At 48.5% G+C, this 631-nt stretch carries 1 protein-coding gene; it reads right to left on the bottom strand.

Annotated features, from left to right (window positions below; genetic code table 11):
* Positions 1–92: 92 nt before the first annotated feature.
* The coding region (locus tag PsW74_RS29945) for an ABC transporter substrate-binding protein (protein ID WP_244277890.1) at positions 93–631 on the bottom strand (539 nt) is incomplete at its 5' end.

Raw genomic sequence — 631 nt, 5'->3', positions numbered from 1 at the left:
CAAGCCACCACTTGCGGTATGGAAGACTTTTCCAAAAAAGTATCCCGGCGAATACATCGCCGGGATACAAATTGTCCAGCGGAAAATTATTTCTACTTCAGATCTACGCCATAGAAGTAATGGCCACCAAACGGATCAATCTTGTAGTTTTCAACACGAACACTGATCGGCTCAGAGACAAGAGAGTGCGCAATAGTTGCCCAAGGCGCCTCACGTTTGAATACTACCTGAGCTTCCTCATAAAGTCTTGTGCGTTCATCTACGTCAGATACCTGTTTGGCTTGTACAACAAGATCATTAAATTCATCATTACACCACTGTGCACGGTTGGAACCGCCCACTGCATCGCAAGACATCAGCACTGCAAGGAAGTTGTCCGGATCACCATTGTCACCAGTCCAACCCAGCAGAACTGCGCCGTCACGATTGATGTCAGAAGAACGCTTAAGGTACTCACCCCACTCGTAGCTGACGATCTCGACTTTAACACCGATTTTCGCAAAGTCAGCCTGAAGGATTTCAGCCATACGACGCGCATTCGGGTTGTATGGACGCTGTACAGGCATCGCCCAGATCTTCATTGTCAGATCTTTAACGCCTTCCGCTTCCAAAGCCGCTTTTGCTGCAGCCG

The sequence above is a fragment of the Pseudovibrio sp. W74 genome (assembly GCF_001623085.1).
In the GTDB taxonomy this organism is placed as follows: Bacteria; Pseudomonadota; Alphaproteobacteria; order Rhizobiales; family Stappiaceae; genus Pseudovibrio.
This window is presented reverse-complemented; position numbering and strand designations above follow the sequence as displayed.